The organism is Simplicispira hankyongi (genome assembly GCF_003570885.1).
Classification (GTDB): domain Bacteria; phylum Pseudomonadota; class Gammaproteobacteria; order Burkholderiales; family Burkholderiaceae_C; genus Simplicispira; species Simplicispira hankyongi.
Genome location: NZ_QXJC01000004.1, coordinates 74,535 through 98,253, shown reverse-complemented (window position 1 = coordinate 98,253; position 23,719 = coordinate 74,535). Strand labels below are relative to the sequence as shown.

Annotated in this window: 22 protein-coding genes; 13 read left to right on the top strand and 9 right to left on the bottom strand. The window is 65.7% G+C overall.

Annotated features, from left to right (window positions below; genetic code table 11):
* Positions 1-23 precede the first annotated feature (23 nt).
* The 5 genes from D3F03_RS11695 to D3F03_RS11675 all read left to right on the top strand — a co-directional run bounded on the left by D3F03_RS11695 (position 24) and on the right by D3F03_RS11675 (position 4,635).
* Positions 24-431, top strand: a complete 408-nt coding sequence (locus D3F03_RS11695) for a PepSY domain-containing protein (protein WP_119109603.1) — start codon at positions 24-26, stop codon at positions 429-431.
* 20 nt (positions 432-451) lie between these two features.
* Complete coding sequence (locus tag D3F03_RS11690; RefSeq protein WP_119109602.1) at positions 452-928, top strand: DUF2271 domain-containing protein; 477 nt, start codon at positions 452-454, stop codon at positions 926-928.
* Positions 929-939: 11 nt separating this feature from the next.
* Positions 940-3,153, top strand: coding sequence for a PepSY domain-containing protein (locus D3F03_RS11685; RefSeq protein WP_119109601.1), 2,214 nt, complete (start codon positions 940-942; stop codon positions 3,151-3,153).
* Entirely contained in the window at positions 3,134-4,102 is a 969-nt protein-coding gene (locus D3F03_RS11680; RefSeq protein WP_119109600.1) for an FAD:protein FMN transferase, read from the top strand. Before D3F03_RS11685 ends, D3F03_RS11680 begins: the two co-directional genes overlap by 20 nt.
* A 224-nt stretch (positions 4,103-4,326) precedes the next feature.
* Complete coding sequence (locus D3F03_RS11675; protein ID WP_119109674.1) at positions 4,327-4,635, top strand: hypothetical protein; 309 nt, start codon at positions 4,327-4,329, stop codon at positions 4,633-4,635.
* A 7-nt stretch (positions 4,636-4,642) separates the two neighbouring features.
* On the opposite strand, the gene D3F03_RS11670 is transcribed toward D3F03_RS11675, so the two are convergent.
* Complete coding sequence (locus tag D3F03_RS11670; RefSeq protein ID WP_119109599.1) at positions 4,643-5,641, bottom strand: MDR family oxidoreductase; 999 nt, start codon at positions 5,639-5,641, stop codon at positions 4,643-4,645.
* Between the two features lie 148 nt (positions 5,642-5,789).
* Here D3F03_RS11670 and D3F03_RS11665 point away from each other — a divergent pair, with 148 nt between their 5' ends.
* On the top strand, positions 5,790-6,038 hold the full coding sequence (locus tag D3F03_RS11665; protein ID WP_119109598.1) for a hypothetical protein: 249 nt from the start codon (positions 5,790-5,792) through the stop codon (positions 6,036-6,038).
* 17 nt (positions 6,039-6,055) lie between these two features.
* Here D3F03_RS11665 and D3F03_RS11660 read toward each other — a convergent pair whose 3' ends face one another.
* The 8 genes from D3F03_RS11660 to D3F03_RS11625 all read right to left on the bottom strand — a co-directional run bounded on the left by D3F03_RS11660 (position 6,056) and on the right by D3F03_RS11625 (position 15,608).
* Entirely contained in the window at positions 6,056-7,762 is a 1,707-nt protein-coding gene (locus tag D3F03_RS11660; RefSeq protein ID WP_119109597.1) for an FAD-dependent oxidoreductase, read from the bottom strand.
* A gap of 6 nt (positions 7,763-7,768) precedes the next feature.
* Positions 7,769-9,412, bottom strand: coding sequence for a polyamine aminopropyltransferase (locus tag D3F03_RS11655; RefSeq protein ID WP_119109596.1), 1,644 nt, complete (start codon positions 9,410-9,412; stop codon positions 7,769-7,771).
* Positions 9,413-9,539: 127 nt separating this feature from the next.
* A complete protein-coding gene (locus D3F03_RS11650; protein ID WP_199665453.1) occupies positions 9,540-10,889 on the bottom strand; it encodes a chloride channel protein in 1,350 nt (449 codons plus the stop codon).
* Positions 10,890-11,121: 232 nt separating this feature from the next.
* Positions 11,122-11,343, bottom strand: coding sequence for a DUF350 domain-containing protein (locus D3F03_RS11645; RefSeq protein WP_119109595.1), 222 nt, complete (start codon positions 11,341-11,343; stop codon positions 11,122-11,124).
* 128 nt (positions 11,344-11,471) lie between these two features.
* On the bottom strand, positions 11,472-12,974 hold the full coding sequence (locus tag D3F03_RS11640; RefSeq protein WP_119109594.1) for a DUF4178 domain-containing protein: 1,503 nt from the start codon (positions 12,972-12,974) through the stop codon (positions 11,472-11,474).
* Between the two features lie 75 nt (positions 12,975-13,049).
* Positions 13,050-14,108 carry an SPFH domain-containing protein gene (locus D3F03_RS11635; protein ID WP_119109672.1) on the bottom strand — a complete coding sequence of 353 codons (1,059 nt, stop codon included), beginning with the start codon at positions 14,106-14,108 and terminating at the stop codon, positions 13,050-13,052.
* Positions 14,109-14,283: 175 nt separating this feature from the next.
* On the bottom strand, positions 14,284-14,583 hold the full coding sequence (locus tag D3F03_RS11630; protein ID WP_119109593.1) for a flagellar basal body protein: 300 nt from the start codon (positions 14,581-14,583) through the stop codon (positions 14,284-14,286).
* A gap of 80 nt (positions 14,584-14,663) precedes the next feature.
* Positions 14,664-15,608 carry a LysR family transcriptional regulator gene (locus D3F03_RS11625; protein WP_119109592.1) on the bottom strand — a complete coding sequence of 315 codons (945 nt, stop codon included), beginning with the start codon at positions 15,606-15,608 and terminating at the stop codon, positions 14,664-14,666.
* Between the two features lie 100 nt (positions 15,609-15,708).
* Here D3F03_RS11625 and aptA point away from each other — a divergent pair, with 100 nt between their 5' ends.
* From aptA to D3F03_RS11590, 7 genes are all read left to right on the top strand, one after another.
* A complete protein-coding gene (aptA, locus tag D3F03_RS11620; protein WP_119109671.1) occupies positions 15,709-17,067 on the top strand; it encodes an omega-aminotransferase AptA in 1,359 nt (452 codons plus the stop codon).
* Positions 17,068-17,367: 300 nt separating this feature from the next.
* A complete protein-coding gene (locus tag D3F03_RS11615; protein WP_119109591.1) occupies positions 17,368-19,677 on the top strand; it encodes an NADP-dependent malic enzyme in 2,310 nt (769 codons plus the stop codon).
* A gap of 164 nt (positions 19,678-19,841) precedes the next feature.
* Positions 19,842-20,246 (top strand): guanyl-specific ribonuclease, encoded by a 405-nt coding sequence (locus tag D3F03_RS11610; RefSeq protein WP_119109590.1) that lies wholly within the window; start codon positions 19,842-19,844, stop codon positions 20,244-20,246.
* An 81-nt stretch (positions 20,247-20,327) separates the two neighbouring features.
* Positions 20,328-20,753 carry a barstar family protein gene (locus D3F03_RS11605; RefSeq protein WP_119109589.1) on the top strand — a complete coding sequence of 142 codons (426 nt, stop codon included), beginning with the start codon at positions 20,328-20,330 and terminating at the stop codon, positions 20,751-20,753.
* A 269-nt stretch (positions 20,754-21,022) separates the two neighbouring features.
* Positions 21,023-22,402, top strand: a complete 1,380-nt coding sequence (gene radA / locus D3F03_RS11600; RefSeq protein WP_119109588.1) for a DNA repair protein RadA — start codon at positions 21,023-21,025, stop codon at positions 22,400-22,402.
* A gap of 115 nt (positions 22,403-22,517) precedes the next feature.
* Positions 22,518-23,456 (top strand): branched-chain amino acid transaminase, encoded by a 939-nt coding sequence (locus D3F03_RS11595; protein ID WP_119109587.1) that lies wholly within the window; start codon positions 22,518-22,520, stop codon positions 23,454-23,456.
* Positions 23,457-23,460: 4 nt separating this feature from the next.
* Positions 23,461-23,667, top strand: a complete 207-nt coding sequence (locus D3F03_RS11590; RefSeq protein WP_119109586.1) for a zinc-finger domain-containing protein — start codon at positions 23,461-23,463, stop codon at positions 23,665-23,667.
* The last annotated feature ends 52 nt before the right edge of the window (positions 23,668-23,719 follow it).

Here is a 23,719-nt window from a genome sequence, read left to right as displayed (position 1 = left end):
GATTCACCGAAAGGAGCGTCGCCATGAAAGACAAACTCAAAATCATCACCGCCCTGGCCCTGCTGGGGCTGGGCTTGGCAGCGGCCCCGGTGCATGCCAGCGACGACGACTGCGATGCGCCGGTCAACCGCTGGCAGTCGCGCGAGGCCGTGCGCCAGATGGCGGCCCAGCAGGGCTGGCAGATTCAGCGACTCAAAATCGACGATGGCTGCTACGAAATTCACGGCACGGACGCCCAAGGCCGCAGCTTCAAGGCCAAGATCGACCCGGAAACCCTGAAGGTGTTGAAGATGAAGCAAGGGGATCGCCAGCGTTCCCGCGAGCGCAACCGCGATCGCAATCACGACCATGCAGCGCCGCAATCGGGCGGCGCTGATGCGCCTTCGCCACTGTTCACCCCTGGTACCGCCCCGCGCGGCCAGATCGAGTAACCACCCACTGGAGCATCACGATGTCCAAACCTCTTTTGACCACCTTGGCCGCCGCCTGTGCGCTGGCCGTTCCCGCCCTGGCGCACAGCCGCCAGGTCACGCTGACCGCCCAGCTCAAAAACTACGGCGGCGACGGTGCCTACCTGGCCGCCTACCTGACCGACGCCAAAGGGGCGTATGCCGGCACGCTGTGGGTGGCTGGCGGCAAGGCCAAGTACTACAAGCACCTGTCCGACTGGAACCGGCTCTCCAGCGGTGACGCCAAGCGCCTGAACGGCGTCACCGGTGCCAGCGTGGGCGCGGGGCGCACGCTCAAGGTCACGGCCAACCTGGCCGATGCCCTGATTGACGCGGGCTATGAAATCCACATCGATGCTGCCGTGGAAGACATGCGCGACAGCCCATCGGAAATCCGCATACCGCTGACGACCGGCAATGCCGGCAAGCCGCAGGCCGGCAAGCAGTACCTCCAGTCGCTGACCTTCCAACTGCAGTAAAGGGCGTGCGCATGGGTTGGAAAGCCATTCACCGCTGGCTGGGTTTGACGGCGGGTACTCTGGCGCTGGTGCTGGGCCTTAGCGGCGCCCTTCTGGCGTTCGACCCGGTGCAGCAATCGTGGCAGGCACCTGCGGCACCGGGCGACCTGTCGGTAGCGACGCTGGTGGAGCGCGTGGCACGCACCGTCCCGGGCGCAGAAGAAATCCGCCACCTGCCCTCGGGCGCCATCGTGGTGTTCGGCTTTGTCGGCGACCAGGCGCAGGCGCACTACGTGGATGCGGCCGATGGCAAGGTGCTGGGCGCCTGGGAGCCTTCGGCGCTGCCGCGCTGGGTGAAGAACCTGCACCGCTCGCTGCTCCTGGGCGACGCCGGGCGCTGGGGCGCGGCGGGCATTGCACTGGCCATGGCCTTGATCTGCGTCTCGGCCCTGGTGCTGCTGCTGCGCCGCATGGGCGGCTGGCGGCGCCTGGCCGCGCGGGTGCGGGGCTCGCTGGCGCAGCGCATCCACGTGGTGGCTGGCCGGGTGGTGCTGGCGGTGCTGTGCCTGACCTCCCTCACCGCGCTGACGATGAGCGCCTCGACCCTGGGATTGGTGGCGCTGGATCCCGGGACCGAGCCGGATGTGATTTCTGTCACCACCGGACAGACCGCTCTGCAAGCACTGCCTGGGGCGCAGCTTCCTATGCTGCAAAGCCTCGCTGTGCGAGATTTGCGCAAACTGAATTTCCCGGACGCAGCCGACCCGCAAGACACTTGGACGGTCGCCACCCGTCAGGGCGAAGGCTGGATCGATCGCTATTCAGGGCAGACGCTGGCCTGGCAAGACCTTACCCTGGCGCAGCGCCTCTACGACTGGGCGCTGGTGCTGCACACCGGCGAAGGGGCCTGGCCCTGGGCCGTGGTGCTCGCCTTCGTGGGCGCCAGCGTGCTGCTGTTCTGGTGGTCGGGCGTGGCCATGTGGTGGCAGGCACGCCGCCAGGCGCCGCACATCACCGGCAACAGCCCGCTGGCGCACGCCGACGTGCTGATCTTCGTCGCCAGCGAAGGCGGCAGCACCTGGGGATTTGCCCAGGCGCTGCAGGATGCGCTGGCCCAGGGTGGGCACCGCGTGCACACCAGCGCGCTGGAGCATTTTCAGACCACGCCCGCCACGCGGCAGGTCTTCGTGCTCGCCGCCACCTATGGTGAGGGCCAGGCCCCGGCCCATGCCAGCGACGCCCTGCAGCACATCGCAAAGCTGACCGCCAGCCCCGTGCCGGTGACGGTGCTGGGGTTTGGCGACCGGCAGTACCCGGCCTTTTGCGCCTTTGCCGAGGCGCTGGAGACAACGCTGCGTGCACAGGGTTGGCCCGCGCTGCTGCCGCTGGAGTGCATCCACCAGCAGTCTGGCCAGCAGTTCGCGCGCTGGGGCGACGCTCTGGCGCGTGCACTGGGCGAGCCCCTGGTGCTCGACTATGTGCCGCGCGTGCCGCCCACCACCGCGCTCACGCTCGTGGCGCGCCAGAACTACCGCGAGCACAGCGACGAACCCACGGCGATCCTGCGCTTTGCCTGGCCCGCGCAGGGCGGCGGGGCACTTCGGGGCCATGGCCTGGCGCACTTTGCGGCGGGCGATCTGGTGGGCATCGTGGCGCCGGGTTCGGCCGTGCCGCGCTTTTACTCGCTGGCGTCGGGCTGGAAGGACGGGTTTCTGGAAATCTGCGTGCGCCTGCTGCCCGGTGGCCTGTGCTCCACGCATTTGCTGGGCCTGCAGAGGGGGGGCAGCATCGCCGCCTTCATTCGGCCCAACCCCGGCTTTGCGCTGCCGCGCACGCGCCGGCCCGTGCTATTGATCGGGGCCGGTACGGGGGTGGCGCCCCTGGCTGGTTTTATTCGCCGCAACGACCGGCACACCCCCATGCACCTGTACTTTGGGGGGCGCGACCCGGCGCAGGACTTTTACTTTGGCACCGAGATCGGGCAATGGCTGGGTGAAGGGCGGCTGGCGAGTGTGCAGACGGTGTTCTCGCGCATCCCGGAAGGCGGTGGTTATGTGCAGGACGCCCTGCGCCGCGACGCCGAGCGCCTGCGCGCACTGCTGGCCCAGGGCGCCCTGGTGCGCGTCTGCGGCAGCCGCGCCATGGCCAAGGGCGTGGCCGAGGCGTTGGACGCCATCCTGGCGCCACTGAAGCTGAGCGTGGCGCAGCTCAAAGCAAAAGAGCGCTATGCCGAAGACGTCTTCTGAGACTGCCGCGCCCTGCACGCGGATTGCGCTGCACGGCCCGACCATGGGGACGCGCTGGTCCGCCAGCGTGGACGCCGATGGTGCTGTGAACCAGGAGGCCCTGCGCCGAGACCTGGCCTTTGCGGCGCAGCAGGTGGACATGCAGATGTCGCCCTGGAAGCCAGAGAGCGATCTGGTGCGCCTGAACCGCGCACCCGTGGACACCTGGGTGGACCTGCCGCCTGAAATGCTGGAGGTGCTGGCCTGCGCCATGGACATCCACCGCCAAAGCGCTGGTGCGTTTGACCCCTGCGTCGGCGCGCTGGTCGATGCCTGGGGTTTTGGCGCCGCGCGCGACGCCCCCGATGCCGCAGCGATCCAGGCCGCGCGCCAGGCCGTGCCCATCCCGATGCACAAGGGCCTGGAACTCGACCGCCCCGCAGGCCGCGCCCGCAAGCGTGCCCCCGTGCAGCTCGATCTGTGCGGCATTGCCAAGGGCTATGCGGTGGACCGCATGGCCGCCGTGCTGCGGCAGCATGGCGTGCGCCATGCGCTCGCGGCGCTCGATGGCGAGCTGCGCGCCGTGGGCGGCCAGGCCAGTGGCGTGCCCTGGGCCGTGGCGCTCGAATCTCCTGATGTTGGACGCCGCGCGGCGCGCGGCGTCATCGAACTCGAAGACCTGGCCGTGGCCACCTCGGGCGACTACCGGCACTACCTGAAAGTCGGCGACGCGCACCTCGCGCACACCATGGACGCACGCCGCGCCGCGCCGGTGAACAACGCCGTCGCCTCGGTCACCGTGCTGGCACGCACCTGCATGGAGGCAGACGCCTGGGCCACCGCCCTGCTGGTGGCCGGCCCGGGCGAAGGCCTTGCCCTGGCGCAGCGCAGGGGGCTGGAAGCGCTGTTTCTGCTGCGCCGCCCCGAAGGCTTGGTGGAGTTGGGGCTGGGGCGGTTCGCCGCCTCCTGATTCCATTTCTAAATCAAACGATTACTTTGTCGGCTTCGCTTGTCGTACGCCTGTACTGTCTGCGCTTCACCTTCGCGTACTCGATTGATTGAGAAACGGAATGAGCGCCGCAGAGATTTGCATGAACGGCAGCACAACAGGCCGTTCAGCAGCGATTCATGGGGGCCGGCGCAGACTGGGTTCACAGTCGCCAAGGACTGGGCACCTACGCAAAGGAGACCACCATGCAACGGACCACACTTCTCGCCTCGATCGCTCTGCTGGCAGCCGCCATCAGCCCCCCGCTCCTGGCCGGAGATCACCAACACCACCGGAAACACGACCGCCAGCCGGCCACGGACATGCGCACAACAGACGGGGATGGCCAAGGCATGCAGGCGGTCGTCCACAGCGCCCCCAGCGATGCGCCGGGCTATGGGTGGCGCTATTTCACGGATCCGGCAGCGTCCCGCGCTCTCGTCATCAGTCCGCAAGGGGACTACTACTACAGTTCCGGCACGGGCTTGCGCTGGATCGCCGCGGCACAGCGCTGAGCAGCGCTCAGCGCGCCACGTCGATCACCACGCGCCCGCGCACCTGCCCCGCCAGGATGGCACCCGCCAGCTCCGGCAGGCGGCTCATGGGCTCGACGGTGGTGATGGCGTCCAGATGCTTCAGGTCCAGATCGCGCGCCAAACGCTGCCAGGCCGAGTGGCGCGCAGGCATGGGCGCCATCACCGAATCGACGCCCAGCAGCGCCACGCTGCGCAGGATATGCGGCAGCACCGTGGCCGGCAGGTCCATGCCGCCGGCCAGGCCGCAGGCGGCAGCCCCCGCGCCGTATTCCATTTGTGCCAGCACATTGGCCAGCGTGGTGCTGCCCACCGAATCCACCGCGCCAGCCCAGGTCTCGCGCTGCAGCGGGCGCACCGGGCCCTGCAGGCTGACGCGGTCAATGAAGGCGCTGGCGCCCAGGCCGCGAAGGTAGTCGTGCGTGTCGGGCCGGCCGGTAGAGGCCGTGACGTGGTAGCCGCGCTTGGCCAGCAGGCTGACCGCCACCGAGCCCACGCCGCCGGCGGCGCCCGTCACCAGCACCTGACCCTTGCCCGGCTGGGCGTGGCCCCAGCGTTCGAGCATGTCCACGCACAGCGCGGCGGTGTAGCCGGCCGTGCCGATGGCCATGGCCTGCAGCGGAGTGAAGGCGTCCGGCAAGCGCACCAGCCATTCGGCCTTGACGCGTTGGAAGCGTGTGAAGCCGCCCCAGTGCGTCTCGGACAGGCCAAAGCCGTTGAGCACGACCGGGTCGCCCGCCTTCCACAGGGGCGAACGCGACTCGACCACCGTGCCCGCCAGGTCGATGCCGCCCACCATGGGCAGGCTGCGCGCGACCTTGTTCTGGTTGCCGGACAGCGCCAGCCCGTCCTTGTAGTTCAGTGCCGAGTACTGCACCTCGACCAGCACGTCGTCATCGGGCAGATCGGCCAGGGTGAGTTGCTGGAAGGCGCTGCGCGCCTTGCCCTCGTGCTCTTCGATGACCAGGGCGGTAAAAGTGTCGGACATGGGAAGCCTCTGCAAAAGAGACCATGCTAACCCTCGGAACGCCAGCGGCGTGCCGCACGCACGACAGCCACCGCACGCTCGGTCGGGCCGCAGGGTGTGCCTGGCCGCAGTGTGGGATAGTGCGCGGCTACCGCTCGACCTCTGTGCCATGGAAACCCTCTCTGCCCTGCAATCCCTGGGTCTGGAACTGCCCAGCCCCGCCTACATCGTGGGGGCGATCCTGTTTGGCACCATTGGCATGGCCGCCTACTGGCATGGCAAGCGCTCGCAGCAGCGCAACCTGCGCTGGCTGGGTTGGGGGCTGATGCTCTATCCCTATGCGGTCTCGCAGACCTGGGTGCTGTATGCGGTGGGCGTGGCGCTGTGCGCTGGCGTGTGGTGGGAGTGGGGCGGATAAGCCGCTCGCGCGTTTGCTTACCCGGCCGCCGCCCGCAGGCCCGCGCCGTGCCCGCGGGTGAACGCTTCCTCGAACACCGAATAGCCCGACCAATCGGCGTGGGCAAACGCCAGGCGTGCGGTGGCAGGCGTCGGCAAGGGGCGCTGGCGCTCTCCATTCGATAGCCGCATGCGCTTGTCCACATTGCCCTGCGTGCCAATTTTGCTTAAAGTTTTGAGCCCGCCGGGGCGTGGGATTGCCATGGCGTGGCCGTAGCGCGTGACTTCGACGCGCTCCACGCGCTCGCGCAAATCCGGGTGTGGGCCCGAAAGCCCCGCCACCGCCGCCTCGGCCCAGTGCTGCCAGGGCAAGCGTGCCAGCTGTGCGCGGCCACCGGGCACGTCGCCCAGCGCCTCGTAGTAGGTGAGCACGGTGGGCGCGGTGAGCAGCGCGCCCAGGCCGAGCCGCTGGTGGCCGGCGTCCACGTAGCCGAGCCCGCCCGGCGTGGCCTCGGTGTAAAGCACGTTGTCCCAGGCCGGGGCGGCGCCGGGGCGGTCGGTGAGCGGCGCGTTGGTGGCAATGTTGGTCACCACCCAGGGCGCCCAGGCCAATTGCGCGGCGGCGGCGCGCAGGAACTGCGGCGGGTTCTGCACCACGCGCGCCGCGATGAACACCGGCAGCGCCACCACGCACTGGTCGGCCTGCCAGCGCACCACCTGGCCGCTGGCGTGCTCCAGCGCGTCGACCTGCACGCCATGGCGCTGCTCGGTGATGCGGAGCACGCTGTGGCCCGTGCGCAGTTGCTGGCCCGGCGCCAGGGGCTCGGCCAGCTTGCGCACGAGGAAGCCATTGCCTTCGGGCCAGGTGAGCAGGCCATCGCTGTCGTCGTCCGCGGCGCCCTCGCCACCCTCGCCCGGCGCCGCAAAGCCGTGCCGGCTGGCGAAGTAGTGGATGCCGGCCCAGGCCGATACGCTGGCGCTGCCGGCGCCGTAGTCGTCGCGGCAGCAGTAGTTGAGGTACCAGCGCAGGTGCGGGTCGTCCAGGCCCTCGCCCCCCAGCCAAGTATCAAAAGTAATAGCATCCAGCGCAAGTGCAATGGGCGCCACGGCCTTGTTGTTGCCCCAATCGGCAAAGGTGGGCATGGCAAACGCCGCAGCGCGCGAGAGCGTGCGGATGCGCTGTGCAAACAGCCGGTACTGGGCCAGCGTGCGCGGCGCCACGCCGTCCACCGGCAGCAGGCCGGCGTGCCAGTGGCCTTGCCAGTACAGGCGCTCCTGCGGGCTGTGGCAGAGCGTGAATTCGTCGTAGCGCCAGCGCCCGGCCACGCGCTGGCGCAGGCCGAGTTCTTCGAGCAGGTTTTGCACCTCGGGCGCGCTGTCGCCGGGCACGGGCAGGTAGTGCGCACCGTGCGGGCAGGCACGCCCGAGCACGCTGCCGGCGCGGCTGTTGCCGCCGGCGCTGTCTTCGAGCTCCAGCAGGGCAAAGTCGTTCACCCCCGCCAGCCGCAGCGCGCGCGCAGCGGCCAGCCCGGCAATGCCGCCACCGGCAATCAGCACGCGGGTGCGGCGCTGCGCAGCCGGCGCCGGCAGGCTGCCGCGCGCCAACAGGTCGCGCAGCGCATGGCCGCGCGCCATGTCAATGCCGGCAAAGCCACCGACGAGCGGCGCGGGCGCCTGCGAGCAGCCCGGCGAGAGCACGGCCGTGGCCGCAGAGGCGGCAGCGGTGAGAAACCTGCGGCGTTGCATGGCGGCTCAATGCGTGGCGACCATGCCCCACTCGCGCTCATAGGTGTTCACCAGCACCTGGTTCGACAGGCGGTTCACCTCGGCCGGCACGCGCGCCATGTCGAGCGGAAAGTCGAACATCAGCGGCACCGTGGGGATGGACAAAAACCGCATGCCGGGCGGCAGCGTGGTGGGCATGCGCCAGGGCCGGTGGCTGGCCAGCGTAAAGCCCCATTCGCCAAAACTGGGCACATGCACGTGGTAGGGCGTAGCGGTGAGGCCGACGGATTCCACCGTCTGCACCACCGTCCAGAAGCTCTGCCGCGCCACCAGCGGCGAGGTGGTCTGGATGACGGCGTAGCCGCTGGCCGACAGGTGCTTTTCCAGCAAGGCATAAAAGCTGTTGGTGTAGAGCTTGCCGATGGCGAAGTTGGTCGGGTCGGGGAAATCCACCACCATCACGTCGAAGAAACTGTCGGCCCCCACGCTCCCCGCTGCGCGTGGTTCGTTGCCCCCCGAGGGAGTGCGATTCGCCTTGGGGCGGCCCGGCGGCGAATCCACACCCTGCTGCAGCCACTGAAAAGCATCTTCGTTGACGATATGCACGCGAGGGTCCGACAGCGAATGGTGGTTCAACCCGGCCAGCGTGGGGTTGTCGGTGAAGAGCTTCGTCATCGCCGGGTCCAGCTCGACCAGCGTGACCGATTCCACCGACGGGTATTTAAGGATCTCGCGCACCGCCATGCCGTCGCCCCCGCCCAGCACCACCACGCGTTTGGGGGCGCCCTGCGCGGACATGGCCGGGTGCACCAGGGCCTCGTGGTAGCGGTACTCGTCGTGCTCGGCGAACTGCAAATTGCCGTTCAGGAACAATCGGTGGCCCAGCTTGCCGTTGGTCACCACGATGCGCTGGTAGGGCGACTGCACGGCAAAGACAATGCGGTCCTGGTAGAACTTGTCCTCGGCAAAGTGCGTGATTTGCTCGGACCCCCACAGGCCCGCAGCCAGCAGCGCGATCACGCCGGCGCAGGCCAGGGCATGCGCGCGAAAGCGCCGCAGTTCCCAGCGAAACAGCCACAGCGCCCACACCGCCACCAGCGCGTTGAGCAGACCAAACAGCAGGCCGGTGCGAATCAGCCCCAAATGGGGCACCAGAAAAATAGGGAACGCCAGCGACACCGCCAGCGCGCCCAGGTAGTCGAAGGTCAGCACCTGCGAGATCAGATCCTTGAGCGCCACGTTGCGCTTCAGGATGCGCATGACCAGCGGAATCTCCAGCCCGACGAGCATCCCCACCACCAGCACCAGGCCGTAGAGCAGGAAGTGGAACGACCCCGGTGTGTACGCATTCGCCAGGAACAGCGCCGCTGGCAGCGAGCCGCCCACCAGCGCCACCATCAACTCAATGCGCAGGAAATGCGCCGGCAACTGGCGCTCGAAATAGCGCGACAGCCACGAGCCCACGCCCATGGCGAACATATAGGTGCCGATGATGGTCGAAAACTGCAGCACCGAGTCGCCCAGCAGGTACGAGGCGAGTGCCCCCGCTGCCAGCTCGTAGAGCAGCCCGCAGGCCGCGACGATGAAGACGCTGGCGAGCAGGGCGATGTCGATCGGGCGGGGGCTGCGGGCCGTGGGCCTCTGCGCGGCGGATGTGCTGGCCTGTGTCATGGCACAGGGAAGCCGCCGACAGCGTCAGGGAATTGTTGCACTACGATTTTCATAGCTATGTATGCCCTATTTATAAGCGCAGGCGGTTCATGGATTTGAAAAATATGGCCATGCAGACCACTGCGCCCTACCTGCGCCACCGGTTGCTGCGGAAGTAACCCAGCCGGCGCAGCAGGCTGTAGGAAATGTGGATTTTTCCGGGCTCCAGCGGCGCGTCCGGGGTGGAGCGCACCCAGAGCGATTTGGAGTAACCCAGCAACTGACCCGAGTACACGCTGCGGTGGCCGACCACGATGTAAGCCGTGACGCAGGCGGTGGCGAAGTACGGCCCGGCGGAGTTGCCGAACAGCTCGAAGCCCATCAGCACGGCGGCGATGGGCGTGTTGGACGCGGCGGCCACCACGGCCACCATGCCCACGGCGGCGCCGAGTGCCGGGTGGACGCCCAGCAGATGGGCAAAGGCGCTGCCCGCCATGGCGCCAATGACGAACTGCGGGGTGACGATGCCGCCGTAAAACCCCGAGCCCAGCGTGATGGCGACCAGCAGCGACTTCCACAGAAAGCCCCAGAAGGCGATGTCCTTGCCCTGCAGCGCATCGTTCATCAGCGGCAGGCTCAGGCCCAGGTAGTCGGTGGGAATCACCAGAATTAGCGCCGCCAGCACCACCCCGCCGATCAACGGCATAAGGGGCTGCCAGATGTGAAAGCGCCGTTGCAGCGCGATGAACCCGTAGCGGGTGCGGTTCAGCAACTCAATAAACAACCAGGACACCAGCCCGCAGAGGATGCCGATGAGCGTGATGCGGATTGCCAGAAAGGAAGAGAAATCCGACGAGGTGACGACCGGGAAGTAGTCGTACGCCATGCCCCAATACTTCCCCACCTCGAACGCCGTGATGGCGGCGATTACGGCCGGGAAGATGAAGTCGTGGCGCACGCGCCCGATGACCAGCATTTCAATGCCGTAGATGGCGCCGGCCAGCGGTGTGCCGAACACGGCGGCAAAGCCGGCGCTCACGCCGCAGGCGACCAGGCGTTTTTGCATCTCGGGGTCGAGCCGCATCCGCTGGCCAAACCACGAGGCCAGCGTGCCGCCGATGTGCGAGCACGGCCCCTCCTTGCCGGCTGAGCCGCCGAGCGCCAGCGTGATCAGCGCCGCCAGGGGCTTGATGAGGATCGTCTTGTGCGACATGGCGCCCGAGCGCAGGTGGATGGCGCTGATGACCGAATCGCGCGCGTAGCTGCCGGGCTCCCGGTAGCCGTAGTGCAGGAGCAGCCCGTTCAAGATGCCCGCCAGCGGCAGCAGCGCCATCTGTGTCCACAGCGAGACGTGGGCGGTGTGCTCCGAGAGGAAAAAAAGCGCCTGCAGAAAGAAGCTGACCCCGGTTCCCACGATCGCCCCGGTGATGCTGGCCAGGAGAAGCCACCGCAAGATGGTGGCCAGCATGATGGCGGGTTCGATGTAATTGACGCGCATGGAGAAGAGGGCCGATCTGTCGTTTGGCAAGAGGCCGTATTTTCTCCCGCGTGGGCGCGGGCACCGTTCAATCGCCCGGTGTCGGCCCAGGCCAGGCCGCAACGGGCCTGCGGGCGGCGCAGGCGCTCATTCGGTTTCTCAATCAATCGAGTACGCGAAGGCGAAGCGCAGACAGTACAAGCGTACTGGCGAAGCGAAGCCGACAAAGTAATCGTTTGATTGAGAAATGGAATCAGTGGATCGCAGCGGCCACGATGATGCTGATGCCCAGGCACATGGCCGCCACCACCATGCCCAGTGCGCGGTTCTGCTTTTCGACGATTTCGCGCCACAGGTCGTAGGGCGTGATCTTGTCGACGATGACGAAGCACAGCCAGAAGATGACGACGCCAATCAGCGCGTAGAGGATGGAGCCAAGGATGGCTGCGGGCCGAAGCCATTCGATTGCGGGCATGGTGTGATCTCCTTCGCTGGGGTTGTTCGATTTCTAAATCAAACGATTACTTTGTCGGCTTCGCTTCGCCAGTACGCCTGTACTGTCTGCGCTTCGCCTTCGCGTACTCGATTGATTGAGAAACCGAATTATTTGTGTCCGCCGCCGGTGGAAAAGCCGCCGTACGAGCCGCCTGAGCTGCGATAGCCGCCGCCGCTGGGTGAACCCGAGCAGTTCGACATCAGCACGAGCAGGATGATGACCACGATGGCGATGATGAACAGCGTACCGCAGCCTATGCTTTTGGCCGCCACGAACGGGCCGGGGTCGTCTCGCTTGAGCAGATCGGCCTTGTCCTTGAGGCCAAAGGCTTCTGCCACCGTATCGCTTGCCAGTTTGTCGCCGGCCGACCAGGTCACTTCGCTGGGCGTTTTTTCCAGCGACAACAGGCCTTTGCTGCTGGCGAAATCGCGGTTGCTGGTGCGCTGGCCGCGCTCGACTTTCCAGTAGAACTCGCCCAGCACGTAGGTGGTTTCGGCCTCGTAGGCCGACTGCAATTGGTAGGTGGTGCCCAGGTAACTGGCGCTGCGGCCGTTTTGCACCATCTGCGGGGCGCCGGTGGTCGGGCTGACCAGGCTCCAGCCGTCGCTGCTGTCCACCAGAAAAGAGAAACCGCGCTTCTGGTTGTAGAGCAGGTACTCGCTCCAGCCGAACTGTTCATCATCGCCCGGCTCCTGCCCCATGCGGTGCTGAAAGCCCACCACCTGCCAGTGCACGCCTTGCAACTGGCCCTTGGCGCCCAGCGGGATGATGGGGCGCACGGGCTCGTCCTGCTCGGCAAAGCTGAGCTCGGCGCCGACGCCGCTGTCCAGCGAAATGAGGCTTTTGCAGGATGGGCAGGTGATGCTCTTGCTGGTGCTCAGTTGCACCTGCACCGGCGAGCCGCAATGGGGGCAGTTGAACTGGCGGCCTTTTTCCTCCTTGACCGATTCGTCCTTGAGGCCCTGGAGCTTCAGGTCGTCGAGCAGCACGGCGCGGCCCCGGTCTACCGCGGGCGGCTGGCGGCTGGTGTCGATGGAGAGCACCTCGCCGTCGCTGCTGCGCAGCTCGATCAGGTCAAACAGGTGGCCGAGCGGCGGCAGCTTGGGCAGCTCGCCCTCGGCCGCGATGAGCTGCGCCTGGCCGGTGTAGGCGACGCTGTAGGCCTTGCCATCGAGGCTGACGCTGGCGCCGGGGCGCAGCGCGGCCACGTCGGGCAGCGCCTGCTGCACGCTGGCGGAGCGGGTGAAGACATAGGCGCCGTTGTCTTCCGAGAGGGTGGCCAGCTCGCCGTCTTGCAGGAAAGCGGTCCACTCGGTCCAGACGCCGGCGGCGCTTTTGTACTGCAGCCGGCCGATCAGCGTGAAGGGCTGCTCCTTGCCATCGAGCACGATGCGCCCGCTCGCCATGAGCTGCAGCGGGCTGTGGTCGTCGAACAGCTCGGCCATCTTGCCGATGCGGGACAGCACCTCGCCATTGCGCACCACCGTGCTCTGGCAATACGGGCAGACGGCGTAGCTTGACTGCGCGCTGCGGAATTCCACTGGCGCGCCGCAGCCGGGGCAGGGCGCGCGGTAGGCGCGCTGGGTGGGCGGTGTGGGTTCGGTCGCCATCCGCGATAAATTTCAGGTGTTTTTGGCCTCTAGCGCATATGCAGTATGCGCTAGCAGCTATTTAATAAATAGCAATCAAACCAATTTCTTCAACAGCTCGGCCTTCTTGCTGTCGAATTCTTCCTGCGTCAGGATGCCCTTGGACTTGAGCTCGCCGAGCTTTTCCAGCGTCGCCATCACGTCTTCGGGCTTGACCCCCACTGCGGGTGCTTCTGCCGCAGCGGCCGCGTGCGGCTGGGGCGCATTGCCGCTGCCCTGCAGGCCGGCAGCCAGGTTCTGCGCCATCACCTGGCCGAGCGCCACGCCGGCGCCCAGGCCCATGGCGTCGCCGGCAATGCCGCCGCCACCGCTGCCGGCTCCCTCGGCAAACTTGGGAATGGCTTGCGCCGTCTGGTACTGCATGAACTTGCCCATGTCGTTGCCGACCATGCCCATGCCGATTTTCTGGTCCAGGATTTTCTGCAGCTCTTCGGGCAGCGAGAGGTTCTGCACCGTCAGGCTCTCGAGCTTGAGGCCGAGCCTTTCAAAGGCGGGCGTCAGCTCCTTGGTCAGCGCGTCGGCAAACATGACCTGGTTGGCCGCCAGGTCCAGGAACGGCACGCCGCTGCCGGCAATGGCGTTGCTGATGTTCTGCAGCACCAGGCCGCGCAACTGCCCTTCGAGGTCGCCCACCGGGTAGCTGGCGCGGGTGCCCGAGATTTCGGTGTAGAACGCCTTGGGGTCGGCGATGCGGTAGGCGTAGTTGCCAAACGCGCGCAGCCGCACCGCGCCAAAATCCTTGTCGCGGATGGTGATGGGTTGGGGCGTGCCCCATTTCTGGTCGATCTGCTGGCGCGTGCTGAAGAAGTAGACGTCGCTCTTGAAGGGCGACTGGAACAATTTGTCCCAGTTCTTCAGGTTGGTCAGCAGCGGCAGCGTCTGCGTGGTCAGCTTGTGCGTGCCAGCGCCAAACACGTCGGCCACCTGGCCTTCGTTGACGAAAACCGCCATTTGCGATTCGCGCACCACCAGCACGCCGCCGTTCTGGATTTCCATGTCCCGCATCGGGAAGCGCCAGGCCAGGGTGCCGTCGCCGTCCTCGGTCCATTCGATGACATCGATGAACTGTTTCTTGATGAAATCCATAAGGGCCATGTGCTGCTCCCGTGGGTGGGCAAAAAGGGTGGCGGCCATGATAGCAACGGGGGTGGGGTTTTGGCGCTTTTTCGCTGCCCCATCCCAAGAGAGCGTGACGGAAGGCGCAGAGGCGCGCAGCCGCTGCGTTGGATCGTTGGTCAATAGCGCGCTTGGCGCCCGCGGGAAGGGCTGGTCAGGCCTGAACGTCGAGGAGTGCGCCCATCACCGCGTCTGCGGTGCGCAGGGTCTGTACGTTGGCCATGAAATCCTGTTTGGCGGCGAGCTGGTCCACGACTTCTTGCTCCAGCGAGACACCTTCCGCATTGGCGCGCTGAACGCTGGCATCGACGCCGCCCTCGGGAGCGGCCTGTTGCACGACACGCTGGGCGCGGTAGCCGGGCGTGTTCATGTTGGCCACGTTGCCGGCCGAGGCGTCCAGCCGCATCCGGGCGGCGGAAAGACCGGAGGCGGCAATGGCGTTGAGGCTGGACATGGGGAAACTCCTTGAACCGTGGCGGGTCTGGCGATTGTCCGCCGCTGCTGCGAAGTCGGCAAGCGCCCCGCCGCTGTGCGCTAGGGCTGAGGGCCGTGGGCGTCGTGCAGGCACTGCGCAAACGCTTGTGCGGCGCGCGCAGGCGGGGGCGAGCGGCGCAGCACGCTGACGAACTCGCAGCGGTAGAAAAACAGCTCGGGCCGAATCGCGCGCATGTGCCCACGCCGCTCAAAGGCTTCCGCGTAGTGGTCGGGCAGAAAGCCCAGGTAGCGGCCCGAGAGAATCAGCGTGGCAATCGACTCCTGGTCAAACCCCGTCGCCTTGCGCGGCAGGCACTCGCGGTGGCCGAGTTCCATGTTGGGCGAGTGGTAGCCCAAGCCGGCAAAGGGCCAGGCGCGCAGGGCGTCCCAATCCAGCGCGGCGTGGTCGGCGGCAAACAGCGGGTGGCTGGCGCCCGCGTAGAGCCGCATGTCTTCGCCAAACAGTGTTTCGTAGACCAGGCTTTGCGAGCTGCGGTGCGTGGGCAGGATGCCCACCTGAAAGCGCCCATCCATCAGCCCGCGCTCGATGGCAGGCATGCCGCCCACATGCAGGTTCAGCGCCACCTCGGGGGCGCGGTCGGCAAACAGCGCAATGGCGGTATCGATATGCGCCTGCGGGTTGCTGGCGGTCTTGTCGAACACCGCCACGTCGAGCTGCCCGCCCATGCGGTGGTGGATGTCGTCGATGCTGCTGCGAAACGCGTCCACGCCAGCGAGCAGGCGCAGCGTTTCGTCGTACACCCGCTGGCCTTCCAGCGTCAGCGCAAAGCCGGCCCGGCCGCGCCGGCACAGCCCCAAACCGAGGCGGGTTTCCAGATCTTTCAGGTGGCGGCTGACCGTGCTGGTGCCGATGTTGAGTTCGAGCTCGGCCGCGGCGAGCCCACCGCACTCGACCACGCTCTTGAACACCCGCAGCAAGCGCAGGTCCATATCGGCCAATTGCCCCAGCATGGCGCGGGGCCGCGCCGAAGAGGCGGGGGGCATTACTTGCATAAATCTTCAAGTAAACAGTGATATTTGTTGATTTGAGAGATTAACACCCGCGAGAACAATGGCGCACCGTTCTGTCCTTTTGGAGACCGCCATGAGTTTTGTGCCTATCGACCAAGCCCTTGAAGCCGCACCGCGCATGGACGCCGCCTGGCTTGACGCGCACTGGATGCCGTTTACCGCCAACCGCAATTTCAAAGCCGCACCGCGCATGGTGGCCAGCGCCAGCGGGGCCTACTACACCGACACCGATGGCCGCAAGATTTTTGACGGCCTCTCCGGCCTGTGGTGCACCGGCCTGGGCCACGGCCGGCGCGAAATCGCCGAGGCCGTGGGCAAGGCAGCGCTGAACCTGGACTACGCCCCGGCCTTCCAGTTCGGCCACCCGGCCTCGTTCGCGCTGGCCAACAAGATCAAGGAACTCACGCCCGACGGGCTGGACTACGTTTTCTTTACCGGCTCGGGCTCGGAATCAGCCGACACCTCGCTGAAAATGGCCCGCGCCTACTGGCGCGCCAAGGGCCAGGGCACCAAGACACGTCTCATCGGCCGCGAAAAGGGCTACCACGGCGTGAACTTTGGCGGCATTTCGGTGGGCGGCATCGGCGGCAACCGCAAGACCTTTGGCCAAGGCATTGAAGCGGACCACCTGCCGCACACCCAGCCGCCCGCCGGCACTTTCCAGAAAGGCATGGCCGAGGAAGGTGGCCGTGCACTGGCGGACAAGCTGCTCGACGTGATTGCCCTGCACGACGCGAGCAATATCGCCGCCGTCATCGTCGAGCCGTTTTCGGGTTCGGCGGGCGTGGTGATACCGCCCAAGGGCTACCTGGAGCGCATCCGCGAGATCTGCACGCAGAACCACATCCTGTTGATTTTTGACGAAGTCATCACGGCGTTTGGCCGCTGCGGCACCTGGACAGGGTCCGAGGCCTTTGGCGTCACGCCCGATATCCTCAACTTCGCCAAGCAGGTGACCAACGGTGCCCAGCCACTGGGCGGCGTGGTGGCCAGCAAGGACATCTACGACACCTTCATGGCACAGGGCGGCGCGCAATACCTGGTCGAGTTCCCCCACGGCTACACCTATTCGGCGCACCCGGTGGCCTGCGCCGCCGGCCTCGCCGCCCTCGAAATCCTGCAAAAGGAAGACATGCCCGGCCGCGTGCAGGCCTTGCTGCCGCACTTCGAGCAGGCCGTGCACAGCCTCAAAGGCGCCAAGCATGTCGCCGACATCCGCAACTACGGCCTGGCGGCGGGCTTCACGATTGCCGCGCTGCCCGGCGAGCCGGCGCGCCGGCCGTACGAGATTGCCATGGCGTGCTGGAAGAAAGGCTTCTACGTGCGCTACGGCGGAGACACCATCCAGCTGGCGCCGCCGTTCATCAGCGAGAAGGCCGAGATCGAGCGTCTGGTGAATGCGCTGGGGGATGCGCTGGCCGAGACGGCCTGAGGCTTGTCTCGCGGGCCATTTGCTATTATATAAATAGCTAATGGCGCTTATTCAGTAAGCGCTGGAGGCCAATTTTGTTTGAAACTTTGGCTGTGCTGCCACAGCCCTTGCGGACGCGGCGACGGAGCTGACGCTGCGCCAGCGCGGATTGCGCGCAAGCGTGCTTCGCTTCACGGCAACGATCGGGGCAGGCGAGCGCGCAAAACGCGCAGCCTACAATTGCTTTGCGCTCATGCGAGCGGCTGCGTCAAGCCAGTGACGGAACCCGGCGCGCGGCTGCTCGCCTCCGCCGGAGTTCCTATGTCTGAAGCCCCCAAAGTCCCCCCTGTCGACAAGCGCGCGCTGCTGCGCAAGGCTGCTCTCGAATACCACGAGTTTCCCAAGCCCGGCAAGATTGCCATCGCTTCCACCAAGCAGATGGTCAACCAGCTTGATCTGTCGCTGGCCTATTCACCCGGCGTGGCTGCGCCCTGCGAAGAGATCGTCAGAGATCCGGCCACGGCCTTCCGGTACACCAGCCGCGGCAACCTGGTCGGTGTGGTCACCAACGGCACAGCCGTCCTTGGCCTGGGCGACATTGGCCCGCTGGCCAGCAAACCCGTGATGGAGGGCAAGGCGGTCCTGTTCAAGAAGTTCTCGGGCATCGACGTTTTCGACATCGAGATCAACGAAAAAGACCCGGAAAAACTGGTCGAGATTATCGCTGCGCTGGAGCCGACCTTTGGCGGCATCAACCTCGAAGACATCAAGGCGCCCGACTGCTTCTACGTCGAGCGCAAGCTGCGTGAGCGCATGAACATTCCCGTGTTCCATGACGATCAGCACGGCACGGCCATTGTCGTCGGCGCCGCCATCCTCAATGGCCTCAAGGTGGCGGGCAAGCGCGCCGAGGACGTCAAGCTTGTGACCTCGGGTGCGGGTGCTGCGGCGCTGGCCTGCCTCGGCCTGCTTGTCAAGCTGGGTGTGCGCCGCGAGAACATCTGGGTGACCGACCTGGCCGGCTTGGTCTATGAGGGCCGCACCGAGCTGATGGACGACGACAAGCGCCAGTATGCCCAGCCCACGGAGTTGCGCACGCTCAGCCAGGCGATTGCCGGCGCCGACGTGTTCCTGGGCCTCTCGGCCGGCGGCGTGCTCAAGCAGGACATGGTGCGCGCCATGGCGCCGCGCCCGCTGGTCTTTGCGCTCGCCAATCCCAACCCGGAGATCGCGCCCGAAGATGTCAAGGCGGTACGCGACGACGCCATCATTGCCACCGGCCGTACGGACTACCCCAACCAGGTCAACAACGTCCTGTGCTTCCCCTACATCTTTCGCGGGGCGCTTGATTCGGGTGCCACCACCATCACGATGGAGATGGAAATCGCCGCCGTGCACGCCATCGTCGAGCTGGCGCAGGCCGAGCAGAGCGAAGTGGTGGCAGCGGCCTACGTTGGCGAGCCGCTCGCCTTTGGGCCGGAATACCTGATTCCCAAGCCTTTTGACCCACGGCTGATGATGAAGATCGCGCCGGCCGTGGCGCAAGCCGCCTTTGACTCCGGTGTGGCACGGCGCCCCATTGCCGACATGGACGCCTACCGCGACCATTTGCAGACCTTTGTGTACGCTTCGGGCACGACAATGAAGCCGATCTTCGCGTCGGCCAAGGCGGCCATTGCCAAACGGGTGGCCTATTCTGAAGGCGAGGAGGAGCGCGTGCTGCGCGCGGCACAGATTGTCGTGGACGAGCATATAGCGCGCCCGACCCTCATCGGCCGCCCGAAGGTCATTGCCCAGCGCATCGAAACCTTCGGCCTGCGCCTCTCGGAAGGGCGTGACTACGACGTCGTCAACGTCGAGCAGGACCACCGCTACCACGACTTCTGGCAGACCTACCACCGCATGACCGAGCGCAAGGGCGTGACGGTGCCGATTGCCAAGATCGAACTGCGCCGGCGCCTGACCCTGATCGGCAGCATGCTGCTGCACAAAGGCGAAGTGGACGGCCTGATCTGCGGCACCTGGGGCCACACAGCCCACCACCTGAACTACATTGACCAGGTGATTGGCAAGCGCGCGGGCGTTGCCACCTACGCCTGCATGAACGGCTTGCTGCTGCCCGACCGCCAGATTTTCCTGGTCGATACGCACGTCAACTACGACCCCACGGCGGCCCAACTGGCCGAAATTTCCGTGATGGCAGCAGAGGAAATGCTGCGTTTTGGCATCAAACCGAAGGCGGCGCTGCTGTCGCACTCGAACTTTGGCAGCAGCAACCAGCCCAGCGCCGTGAAAATGCGCGAGACACTCGACCTCCTGCGCTTGCAAGCGCCTTGGCTCGAAGTGGACGGTGAAATGCATGGCGACGTGGCCTTGAACGGTGCCAGCCGCGCCGCACTCATGCCGCACGGCAGCCTGGTGGGCGACGCCAACTTGCTGATCCTGCCCAATATCGATGCCGCCAATATCTCCTACAACCTGCTCAAGACGGCGGCAGGCGGCAACATCGCCATCGGCCCGGTGCTGCTGGGGGCGGCCCAGCCGGTGCACATCCTCACCGCCAGCGCCACCGTGCGCCGCATCGTCAATATGACCGCACTGACAGTGGTGGATGCCAACGTCCAGCGCTGACCGTCTGCGCACTTAGACTGGCGCGCCATTGCGCCGCAAGCGCTTTTAAAAGCCCAGGCATTTGCCCATATTTTGGGCAAATGCTTGCATTTGTGTGGGGATTCCGTCACACTAGCGCCTTGAAATTTCGGGTTAACCCGTAGTTTCTGAAAGGTGTGGTGTTGATGTTTGCTGCTGCTGCGACCTGGACGCGCAAAACCGGTTTTTCTTTTGTTTTGGGTGCCACGCTCGCATTGACGTCGCTGGGCCTGCAGGCGCGGGAAATCGCCAGTGACGGCACCGCTTCCGTCATTGCGCTGGCCGACCTGCCTGCGCAGGGGCGACAGATGCATGCATTGATTCTGGCGGGCGGGCCGTTTCCCAGCGGCAAGGACGGCATTGTCTTTGGCAATCGGGAGCGTTTGCTGCCAACGTCAAAGCGCGGGTATTACCGCGAATACACCGTCAGAACCCCCGGCGCGCGCAACCGCGGCGCGCGGCGCATCGTCTGTGGCGGGCCGCCGCGAAATCCCGAGGCTTGCTATTACACGAGCGATCACTATGCCAGTTTTCGCCGAATTGTGGATTGAACCCTGCAGGTGCGTGAACTTCGCGCATCTGCAGACCCTCCAACGACCGATTTTTTGGACTTGATAGAAAGAGAAGCGAAGATGGACACGCCACTTCGTAAAGACCAGGATGTTCCCTTGCGCGGCATTCGCCCCAACATCGTGCAATCGATCCGCGCGTTTCGCGTGCAGGATTTGCAAGATGCGGCCACCGCCCTCGGACACCATTTCCTTTACGCCAACCTCGCCCACGCACAATCCAAGCAGGATGTGCTGGATCTGATTGCCCAGCAATTCACCCTGCCGACGCATTTCGGCAAGAACTTCGATGCGCTGTCCGATTGCCTGACCGATCCGCTGCACAAGTCGGGGCCGCAACCGGGCTTCATTGTGGTGCTTGAGCAAATCCCTGCCACGGCCAAGTTCGACAAAGAAGCGCGCGAGCAGTTGATCGACGTGTTCCGCGACGCCGCCGATTTTTGGGGGGAGCGAAAAATCCCGTTCCGCTGCTTCTATTCTTTTCTGTAGCCCGTTCTGCAACCATCAGCCAGGCAGAACGGGCAAGCGGGGCTAGTGAAGCACCCAAGCCGGTGCAAGGGATTGAGGTGCCTGTCGAGGACGGGGCCGAGAAATTGCCGACCGACAAGTTGGTGGACATCTCGCCATTGGCACTGCGCATGAGCAGCCCTTTCAACTCGGGCTATTGGCTGAACGCTGCCTGAACATGGTTGCCATGGTCCGCCGGCGCTGCAGCGCAGTGCCGGCGGATTTCCATTTTTGCGGTTCACGGGGGCGCGATGTCCAAAGACAAGACGGTGTTCGTGTGCGCGGACTGTGGTGGCACCAGCCCCCGGTGGCTGGGCAAATGCCCGCAATGCGGCGCCTGGAACACGCTTAACGAGACCTTGGCCGAGACGCAGGGCGCCCGCAACCGCTATGCCAGCGCGTCGCGTCCGGCCTTGAATGCGGCGCAGGCGGTCACGCCGATCGCGTCGATGGAGGCCAGCGACTTCGAGCGCACCCCGACGGGCCTGGACGAACTCGATCGCGTTCTGGGGGGCGGCATGGTCGAGGGGGCGGTGGTCCTGATCGGCGGCGACCCAGGTATCGGCAAATCGACGCTGCTCTTGCAGGCGCTGGATGCCTTGCAGCGATCCGGCCTGTCCACGCTGTACGTCACCGGCGAGGAAAGTGGCGCGCAGGTGGCCTTGCGCTCGCGCAGATTGGGCTTGGACCAGAGCATGGTCAATGTGCTGGCCGAGACGCAGCTTGAAAAGACCATCGCCACCATCGAGCAGACACAACCGGCCATCGCAGTCATCGATTCGATCCAGACCATGTATTCCGAGGCGCTCAGCTCTGCGCCGGGTTCGGTGGCCCAGGTACGCGAATGCGCAGCGCACCTGACGCGCCTGGCCAAAGCAACCGGGGTGGCGATTGTCCTGGTCGGCCACGTGACCAAAGAGGGCGCGCTGGCCGGCCCACGGGTGCTGGAGCACATGGTCGACACGGTGCTGTACTTCGAGGGCGATACGCACTCGAGCTTTCGCCTGGTGCGCGCCATCAAGAACCGCTTTGGCGCCGTCAATGAGATTGGCGTCTTCGCCATGACCGAACGCGGCCTCAAAGGCGTGGCCAACCCCAGCGCCATCTTCCTCAGCCAGCACAGCGAGCCCGTGCCGGGCAGTTGCGTGCTGGTCACGCTGGAGGGTACGCGCCCGCTGCTGGTGGAAATCCAGGCCCTGGTCGACGGCGGCGGCCCCAGCCCGCGCCGGCTCTCGGTGGGGCTCGATCGCGACCGTCTCGCCATGCTGCTCGCCGTGCTGCATCGCCATGCCGGCGTGGCCTGCGCCGACCAGGACGTATTTGTCAACGCCGTGGGCGGCGTGCGCATCAGCGAGCCTGCGGCGGATCTCGCCGTCATGCTGGCCATCACCTCGAGCCTGCGCGGTCGCGCCATGCCCAAGGGGTTCATGGCGTTCGGCGAAGTCGGCCTGGCCGGAGAGGTGCGCCCGGCGCCGCGCGGCCAGGAGCGCCTGCGCGAGGCGGCCAAGCTCGGGTTCTCGGTGGCCATCGTGCCCAAGGCGAACGCCCCCAAAAAACCTGTTGAAGGGCTCACCATCCACGCAGTGGAGCGTGTTGAGCAAGCTATGGATGTCGTGCGCCAATTGCAATAAAGCATGGCGGACGTGCACTTCTTGGCACTGACAGTTACCACGAATGCTGCAAGGCGGTGGGCACGGCGCCGTAAAATCCCCGGATTCGCGAACTTAGCAGATGCAAAGGACACCCATGAGCCCCGTAGTTCCCTCGATAGCCGACCGTGACGGCAAGATCTGGATGGACGGCCAGATGGTCGATTGGCGCGACGCCAAAATCCATGTGCTCACGCACACCTTGCACTATGGCTGCGGGGCGTTCGAGGGCGTTCGCGCCTACAAGACCGCTGCGGGCACCGCGATTTTCCGGCTCGAAGAGCACACCGATCGCCTGTTCAACAGTGCCAAGATCCTGCGTATGAAGATGCCGTTCACCAAGGACGAAGTGAATGAGGCGCAAAAAGCGGTGGTGCGCGAGAACAAGCTGGAATCGTGCTACTTGCGCCCCCTCACTTGGATCGGCTCGCAGAAGCTGGGCGTCTCACCCAAGGGCAACCAGATTCACCTCATGGTCGCCGCCTGGGCTTGGGGCGCTTACTTGGGCGAAGAAGGCATGCAGCGCGGCATCCGCGTCAAGACCAGCAGCTATTCGCGCCACCACGTCAACATCACCATGACGCAGGCCAAGGCGGTGAGCAACTACACCAATTCCATCCTCGCCAACATGGAGGCGCTGGACGATGGCTACGACGAGGCGCTGTTGCTCGACAGCTCTGGCTTCGTCTCCGAGGGCTCGGGGGAAAACATCTTCGTCGTCAAGAATGGCGTTATCTACACGCCTGACCTCTCGGCCGGTGCGCTCAATGGCATCACGCGCAATACCGTGCTGCACATTGCCAAGGACTTGGGGCTCGACGTGGTGCAAAAGCGCATTACACGCGATGAGGTGTACATCAGCGATGAGGCCTTCTTTACGGGAACCGCCGCCGAGGTGACGCCTATCCGCGAACTCGACCGCATCGAGCTCGGCGCGGGTTGCCGCGGCCCTGTCACTGAAAAAATCCAGTCGGCCTTTTTCGACATCGTGAACGGTCGCAACCCCCAATACGCCCATTGGCTCAGCAAGGTGTGATGCCATGAAACAAGACGTTGTGGAACTGCTCGCAAAAGACCTGAATCCGGAAGGGGGCGTGTTCTGCCCGAACCCCAAGGCCGGTATGGCGCTGTGGAACAACCACCCGAGGGTGTACCTGGACGTGGCGCACGCAGGTGCAGCCAAGTGCCCCTACTGTGGTACGGAGTACCGGCTCAAGGAAGGGGAAGTGCTGAAAGCAGGGCATTGACGGCGCCTTGCCGCTTGCCGCGCCTGCGTATCTGCTGTCAGCCGGGGCAAAG

Bases quoted from the DNA above. Each gene is read 5' to 3' on its own strand.
- D3F03_RS11695 (WP_119109603.1), top strand. From the start codon at position 24: ATGAAAGACAAACTCAAAATCATCACCGCCCTGGCCCTGCTGGGGCTG.
- D3F03_RS11690 (WP_119109602.1), top strand. From the start codon at position 452: ATGTCCAAACCTCTTTTGACCACCTTGGCCGCCGCCTGTGCGCTGGCC.
- D3F03_RS11685 (WP_119109601.1), top strand. From the start codon at position 940: ATGGGTTGGAAAGCCATTCACCGCTGGCTGGGTTTGACGGCGGGTACT.
- D3F03_RS11680 (WP_119109600.1), top strand. From the start codon at position 3,134: ATGCCGAAGACGTCTTCTGAGACTGCCGCGCCCTGCACGCGGATTGCG.
- D3F03_RS11675 (WP_119109674.1), top strand. From the start codon at position 4,327: ATGCAACGGACCACACTTCTCGCCTCGATCGCTCTGCTGGCAGCCGCC.
- D3F03_RS11670 (WP_119109599.1), bottom strand. From the start codon at position 5,641: ATGTCCGACACTTTTACCGCCCTGGTCATCGAAGAGCACGAGGGCAAG.
- D3F03_RS11665 (WP_119109598.1), top strand. From the start codon at position 5,790: ATGGAAACCCTCTCTGCCCTGCAATCCCTGGGTCTGGAACTGCCCAGC.
- D3F03_RS11660 (WP_119109597.1), bottom strand. From the start codon at position 7,762: ATGCAACGCCGCAGGTTTCTCACCGCTGCCGCCTCTGCGGCCACGGCC.
- D3F03_RS11655 (WP_119109596.1), bottom strand. From the start codon at position 9,412: ATGACACAGGCCAGCACATCCGCCGCGCAGAGGCCCACGGCCCGCAGC.
- D3F03_RS11650 (WP_199665453.1), bottom strand. From the start codon at position 10,889: ATGCGCGTCAATTACATCGAACCCGCCATCATGCTGGCCACCATCTTG.
- D3F03_RS11645 (WP_119109595.1), bottom strand. From the start codon at position 11,343: ATGCCCGCAATCGAATGGCTTCGGCCCGCAGCCATCCTTGGCTCCATC.
- D3F03_RS11640 (WP_119109594.1), bottom strand. From the start codon at position 12,974: ATGGCGACCGAACCCACACCGCCCACCCAGCGCGCCTACCGCGCGCCC.
- D3F03_RS11635 (WP_119109672.1), bottom strand. From the start codon at position 14,108: ATGGCCCTTATGGATTTCATCAAGAAACAGTTCATCGATGTCATCGAA.
- D3F03_RS11630 (WP_119109593.1), bottom strand. From the start codon at position 14,583: ATGTCCAGCCTCAACGCCATTGCCGCCTCCGGTCTTTCCGCCGCCCGG.
- D3F03_RS11625 (WP_119109592.1), bottom strand. From the start codon at position 15,608: ATGCCCCCCGCCTCTTCGGCGCGGCCCCGCGCCATGCTGGGGCAATTG.
- aptA (WP_119109671.1), top strand. From the start codon at position 15,709: ATGAGTTTTGTGCCTATCGACCAAGCCCTTGAAGCCGCACCGCGCATG.
- D3F03_RS11615 (WP_119109591.1), top strand. From the start codon at position 17,368: ATGTCTGAAGCCCCCAAAGTCCCCCCTGTCGACAAGCGCGCGCTGCTG.
- D3F03_RS11610 (WP_119109590.1), top strand. From the start codon at position 19,842: ATGTTTGCTGCTGCTGCGACCTGGACGCGCAAAACCGGTTTTTCTTTT.
- D3F03_RS11605 (WP_119109589.1), top strand. From the start codon at position 20,328: ATGGACACGCCACTTCGTAAAGACCAGGATGTTCCCTTGCGCGGCATT.
- radA (WP_119109588.1), top strand. From the start codon at position 21,023: ATGTCCAAAGACAAGACGGTGTTCGTGTGCGCGGACTGTGGTGGCACC.
- D3F03_RS11595 (WP_119109587.1), top strand. From the start codon at position 22,518: ATGAGCCCCGTAGTTCCCTCGATAGCCGACCGTGACGGCAAGATCTGG.
- D3F03_RS11590 (WP_119109586.1), top strand. From the start codon at position 23,461: ATGAAACAAGACGTTGTGGAACTGCTCGCAAAAGACCTGAATCCGGAA.